A 5,369-nucleotide genomic window follows, 5' to 3' on the forward strand; every position below is an offset into this window, starting at 1 on the left:
TTGGTAGAGATGCACTCCCGTCCCTGAACAACACCCGAGGGCAATCCGACTGTCGCCGGCGCGCCAGCGACCCGGCACGTCGTCAATTGCAACGCTTGCGACCGCTACTCCAACGCGATCACCTCATCTCGATCTGAAGCAAATCAAGCACAGCGGCGGAGGCGCCGATCTTTCGCAATCTCGATGAGGGGTGGCCGCACCGGCAGATTGGCCCGCAACAGGGCGGGCATCGCCGCGAGACACGCGGAGCTGAGGCAAGCGCGCAGCCCGATTGTGCTTAGCCCGGAACTCGCGCTGGTTTTTCCCGGACGGGCGGCGACGAGCCTCGAGCCGCCGCTTCCCCTGAATTTCCGCTTCCGCAAAGCCATCGGATATGGTCAGCCATCCGAGCGCCCTCCACTGCAGTTGGGGAAGCGCGTCGGTTCCCGTGGAATGGACTGCTCTCAGCGCAAGCTTTCCTGCTCGTAAAGGTCAGCCAGGCTAGCGTTCGGAACTGGTCGACCTCATCAAAAAGCTGGCGCCAAACTGAAGGGTTTCTCACCACTCCATCTCCGCGACCTTGCAGTTGTGGGAAGCTATTATGCCCAACACGATTCCGTTCTCGTCCGAATACCCGAAATAACTCCTGAGGCGGTTCCAGTGGTAGCCGGTGCTGGTGCGCCAGACAGGTTGTGTCTCGAATACCGCACCTTGGTAGACGAACAGGAGATGCTCGTCCGGACGCACGATATTCGCCAGCAGGTCACGGTGCCAGCCGAGCGGGGAAACTTCCGCGATCTGCATGTCGCAGCCCGATTTGTGAACCGACAGCATCGGCGGATCGCGGTCCGGAACAATGCCGTCGATGCTGAACCCCCGATTCTCGAAGGCAGCCGCTGTTTGCACGTCCCAGGCCACCTGAATTCCGCTGGCCCCGCCGGGTGCGACCTTGATGCCCACGGACACGGCAAGCCCGGCGAACAGGCATAGTTCGACAAGGCGGATCTTACGCATTGCGCACCCTGTGACCCCCCCACCAGCAAATTCCAGTCATGGCTGCAAGGCTCAGCCAACCAGCCAGGGTCGCGCCCAGCGGACCGTGCATCAAGTCGTAATGCGCGCGGGAAATCCCCGTGATCCCCATTCGCGCAACGTTGAGGGCCACGACCGAGAAGATCGCCAGCAGTCCGTAACGGAAAGGGAGCCGCCGTTCGCCAGACGGTATTTCCCGCGCGAGGACATAGACCAGGAAGGCAAGCGAGATGTTGGCGACTGACGAACACGCCGGGGCGATCCAGTAATAGCCCCAGCCGACAGCGAACGCGATCGCGTTGCCGACCCGATAAGCCCCTGTGGCTGCAGAGACCAAGGCCGCATCGATCCGCAGCAGGACGTCCCCGAAAAGCGAGAAAGCCAAGCGGCTCCAGAACATCGGAACGGTAACGGCGAGCAGGATCGCAGCGCCTCGCCTGTGGATCGAGGCAGGAGCGGCGCCGCGCATGATATAGACCGCTATCAACGTCAGGCCAATCCAGCTGAACGGTGCTGCGGGAACGAGAAACAGCGCAAACGCCCCCAGCGCCATGCAAGCGTCACGCCTTGAGAATTCGCGGCCAGTGGAAGCCCACAAAAACGCGGTCGCGAATCCTATGCCCACCCATACGATGACGCTGATGCCGAATGTCCCGAGTAGTGCGCCGACAGGATCGTTTGAAAGGGCATTCTTCATACGCAGGACGGAACCATTGAGAAATCCCGTCACGGCAAGTCCTGCGAACACGACATTGAAGTCGACGGAGCCGGCCGACGAATCCTGAAAGGGCCTGTTCCTCAGTGCAAAGGACATCTTTGAACCAAGGACTCGTGACGCGTTCACGTTCACTTGCGGCGGCGGAACCTATAGATGAGATAGCCGCCGACACCTGCTATGCCCATCCAGGCCAACCCGGCGCCGGCAATCGGCGCAGGCGTCGATATGGTTCCGTCGCCACCCGGTCTCGGCGGTATGACGCCCAAGGCCAAGGCCGATGATGCCCAAGCCGAAAGGGCTACGGTCGCGATCAGTCCGTATTTGCGAAATTCCAACATTTCCCAAGCTCCCTTTTGCGCCGTTTGGGAGAATAGCTGGTAGGTAAAAGACAAACAGCTCGCCCTGTGGTTGAGGTTACCCCAATAGGATGAGAGCGTCGCTGGTCGCCACGTCGTGCCGTCGCGCTACAATTCAATGCGTCGAATCTTATCCGCGCGGCTGTTGTAGCCGCGTGGGAGATCGTGCGCATTTGCGGAGCGAGTGAATGGAGCCCGTTCGTCGGGCATTGAGCAAGCGAGTAGCCTTTCGATCATGATTACGTCGTCAGGCGGTGGCCTCCTCAAACCGCTGCGGAGCATCCGCCGATTTGTAAGGGTTCTTGATGCCGATATTCTCGGTCAAACATACAACGGTCTATCGCTACGCCCGACAGGTAAGCTTTGGCGAGCACCGGCTGATGTTCAGGCCGAGGGACAGCTATGACCAGCGATTGCTCGATTCCATCTTGCTCATCGATCCGGAGCCCGCCGAGGTGCGCTGGATCCACGACGTATTTGGCAATTGCGTGTCGGTCGTCAGATTCTCTCGCGCCGCGAACGAACTGAAGTTCGACGCACGCATTCGTCTGGACCATACGTCCGAGGACACTCCCGACTTTCGCATCGACCCCGCGGCTCTTGATTATCCTTTCGGCTACGATCCGGACGAGTTGGCTGACCTGGCCCGCACAATTGAACGCCACTATCCTGATGAACACGACGAAGTCGGAAAGTGGGCGCGACAGTTCATCAGCGCTGGCCGACGCACCCAGACCGGCAAGCTGCTGATGACGCTTTGCTACGCGATCCACGAGAGTTTTGTGTATTCGCGTCGCATCGAGGCGGGAACCCAGCCGCCTCTGATAACGCTTCATCAGCGGCGGGGCACGTGTCGCGACTTCGCGCTGTTCATGATGGAAGCGGTGCGCTCACTCGGGTTGGCCGCGCGGTTCGTCACTGGCTACATTTATGTTCCGAGCCGCGACAGCACCGCCACGCTGGGTGGCGGATCTACGCATGCATGGTGTCAGGTCTATCTCCCTGGCGCCGGTTGGGTGGAGTTCGATCCCACAAACGGCATCGTCGGCAACCGCGATCTGATCAGGGTGGCCGTGGCTCGTGAGCCACATCAGGCAATTCCGCTTTACGGAAGCTATTGCGGCGCGGCGTCTGACGCTGTTGGCATGACGGTGCAGGTCAATGTGACCACGGAAGCTGGTGACAACGACGTGGCCTCGGCGTGACCGACAGCGGAACGTTTCCCCTATGCCGGAGTTTGCTGATGCCATTGTCATTTCGAGCGCCAATCTGGAGTGTCGATGCGGATCCGAGCCGGCTACAATCTGACCTTTGAGTGCCCCGCAGCCACGCCGATGTTGCTTGTGCTCGAAATTCATCCCTCGCGACGCATCGATTTGCTAACGGAACAGATCATCAGCTTCGATCGCCCGATCGAGCCGCGCGGCTATATTGACGGCTTCGGAAACGCCTGCACGCGTATCGAGGCCCCAGCCGGCTTGACCATGATCTCGACCCTCTTCGAGATCTATGACAGCGGCAAGCCGGATGTCGTCGCCGCGGATGCGGTCCAGCATGATATCAAGGACCTGCCGGATGAGGTGCTCGTCTTCCTTCTCGGCAGCCGCTATTGCGACACCGATCGCCTCGGCGATTTCGCCTGGGCAAACTTCGCCAATACGCCGTCGGGATGGCCTCGCGTCCAGGCAATCTGCGATTTCGTCCACACCCACATCGCGTTCAACTACCAGAACGCCGACCCTCTAAGGACGGCACATGGTGGATATATCGACAAGACCGGTGTCTGCCGCGACTTCGCGCACCTCGCAATCACGCTGTGCCGGTGCATGAACATTCCAGCCCGCTACTGCACCGGCTATCTCGGCGACATCGGCGTCCCGCCGGCGCCGGACCCGATGGATTTCAGTGCCTGGTTCGAAGTTTATCTCAGCGGGCATTGGTTTGCCTTCGATGCGCGTCATAACAAGCCCCGTATCGGCCGAATCCTCATGGCAACGGGCCGCGATGCGACTGACGTCGCGCTTTCCACGAGCTTTGGCGCCTCGCGGCTGGCTGGGTTCGAGGTGACTACGGAAGAGATAGTCACCGGCGTCGACGGCTAGCGTAGCGCTCAGCGACTTGTGCCGCCGGCGATACCCGACTTCACGGGCGTTTCGAACCGCATAGGGTTGTCCGTTGGCGCGGGCTCCCAACCGAATACGCTCCGGCCGCCAAGCAGGTGAGATTGGTCGAGCTCTCCAGCGACGATTTCCTTCTGGGTGGCGAGCCGCCATTCCATCGGTCGCTGGGACGAACCAGTTACGCCATTGAACCAAACCGCCGTTCCCAACGGTTCTCCGGACCGGACGTTCACGCTCCGGCAGGTGTCGGCCCCTTTTGCCGACCTTGCCCAACAGTAGGTCAAGGGAAAGTCGTGACCCTAGCCGGACATTCAGGCCCAAGTTTTCTTCCAGATCGCGGACCTTGGCGAAACTCACCGCTCCTTGGGAGGTTTTTCAACGCGGACCGACACAGGCCCTGCCGCCACCGTCGCGCTGCGGCCCGCATCGAAAAACCATTCCAGACGCTCTGCTCGATTACATGGCATTCGTTGACATGAACAGGCAGATCGATCCGATTCGGAATCTGCACCTGCAGCGACCAGGTTAAGCGCGTGTTTCCGATCTCCTCAGGAACGCCGCATCGCGTCATGCAATTAGCCCTTGCGCTTGGGGACGCTGACGATCCGGGGTACCCGGAAAGCCAGCGGATGAGCATCGACCGGTGGCTGCCGCGCGCCCGGCCGATCGAGCTCCTGCACCGGCAGCCGCAGATAGGCGCCGTCGCGTATGCCTTGAAAAGTCTGCTCGACCATCGCGCTGAAGCCGCCACCATGCATGCCGCTCAGGAATGCCAGCGTATAAGCGGCCCTGCCGGAAAAGGAGAATGAGCAGTTGTCGAAAGAGCAGCCCGAGAGCACCGGCGGGATGCCGCCACCGTAGTTCAGTTCGCAACGGTCGAAAGTGCAGTTCTCGAAACGCTTGCCGTCGAGAGAGAGTTGCTTGCCGCGATAGGTCTTGCCGGTTTCGTGCACGCTGGTTCAGCCCTATTGGACGGCGTCCAGCTTGTCGATCGCAGCGGTAAAACCGTTCAGGGACAATGGGATGGCGACAGGCTTTCGTGTAACAGATTCCATGCCGATGTTCAGATTGGTGCCGGTCTTCAGGGCGGTGATGAGCGCTTTGTCGAGGGGCACCGCGGCATAGGCGCCATTCTGGTCACTGGTCTGGATGGCCACCGCTTTC

General features: G+C 60.6%; 7 protein-coding genes. 2 read left to right on the top strand and 5 right to left on the bottom strand.

Features of this window, described 5'->3' with window-relative positions; translation table 11 throughout:
- Positions 1-537: 537 nt before the first annotated feature.
- From MAXJ12_RS25405 to MAXJ12_RS25415, 3 genes are read right to left on the bottom strand one after another with little or no spacing between them, the layout of a single operon-like run.
- Positions 538-993, bottom strand: a complete 456-nt coding sequence (locus MAXJ12_RS25405) for a hypothetical protein (protein ID WP_008838937.1) — start codon at positions 991-993, stop codon at positions 538-540.
- Complete coding sequence (locus MAXJ12_RS25410) at positions 986-1,825, bottom strand: hypothetical protein (RefSeq protein ID WP_008838938.1); 840 nt, start codon at positions 1,823-1,825, stop codon at positions 986-988. Before MAXJ12_RS25410 ends, MAXJ12_RS25405 begins: the two co-directional genes overlap by 8 nt.
- 32 nt (positions 1,826-1,857) lie before the next feature.
- Positions 1,858-2,067 carry a hypothetical protein gene (locus MAXJ12_RS25415; RefSeq protein ID WP_008838939.1) on the bottom strand — a complete coding sequence of 70 codons (210 nt, stop codon included), beginning with the start codon at positions 2,065-2,067 and terminating at the stop codon, positions 1,858-1,860.
- Positions 2,068-2,390: 323 nt separating this feature from the next.
- Between MAXJ12_RS25415 and MAXJ12_RS25420 the strand changes: the two genes are divergently transcribed.
- Together MAXJ12_RS25420 and MAXJ12_RS25425 are read left to right on the top strand one after the other, a co-directional pair.
- A complete protein-coding gene (locus MAXJ12_RS25420; RefSeq protein ID WP_040587966.1) occupies positions 2,391-3,290 on the top strand; it encodes a transglutaminase family protein in 900 nt (299 codons plus the stop codon).
- 75 nt (positions 3,291-3,365) lie between these two features.
- Positions 3,366-4,187, top strand: a complete 822-nt coding sequence (locus tag MAXJ12_RS25425; protein ID WP_008838941.1) for a transglutaminase-like domain-containing protein — start codon at positions 3,366-3,368, stop codon at positions 4,185-4,187.
- 593 nt (positions 4,188-4,780) lie between these two features.
- On the opposite strand, the gene MAXJ12_RS25435 is transcribed toward MAXJ12_RS25425, so the two are convergent.
- On the bottom strand, positions 4,781-5,158 hold the full coding sequence (locus tag MAXJ12_RS25435) for a hypothetical protein (RefSeq protein WP_008838943.1): 378 nt from the start codon (positions 5,156-5,158) through the stop codon (positions 4,781-4,783).
- Positions 5,159-5,170: 12 nt separating this feature from the next.
- A partial coding sequence (locus MAXJ12_RS25440) for an invasion associated locus B family protein (RefSeq protein ID WP_008838944.1) occupies positions 5,171-5,369 on the bottom strand: 199 nt, incomplete at its 5' end.

Origin of the sequence: Mesorhizobium alhagi CCNWXJ12-2, assembly GCF_000236565.1 — a bacterium.
GTDB lineage: Bacteria > Pseudomonadota > Alphaproteobacteria > Rhizobiales > Rhizobiaceae > Allomesorhizobium > Allomesorhizobium alhagi.

Bases quoted from the DNA above. Each gene is read 5' to 3' on its own strand.
- MAXJ12_RS25405 (WP_008838937.1), bottom strand. From the start codon at position 993: ATGCGTAAGATCCGCCTTGTCGAACTATGCCTGTTCGCCGGGCTTGCC.
- MAXJ12_RS25410 (WP_008838938.1), bottom strand. From the start codon at position 1,825: ATGTCCTTTGCACTGAGGAACAGGCCCTTTCAGGATTCGTCGGCCGGC.
- MAXJ12_RS25415 (WP_008838939.1), bottom strand. From the start codon at position 2,067: ATGTTGGAATTTCGCAAATACGGACTGATCGCGACCGTAGCCCTTTCG.
- MAXJ12_RS25420 (WP_040587966.1), top strand. From the start codon at position 2,391: ATGCCGATATTCTCGGTCAAACATACAACGGTCTATCGCTACGCCCGA.
- MAXJ12_RS25425 (WP_008838941.1), top strand. From the start codon at position 3,366: ATGCGGATCCGAGCCGGCTACAATCTGACCTTTGAGTGCCCCGCAGCC.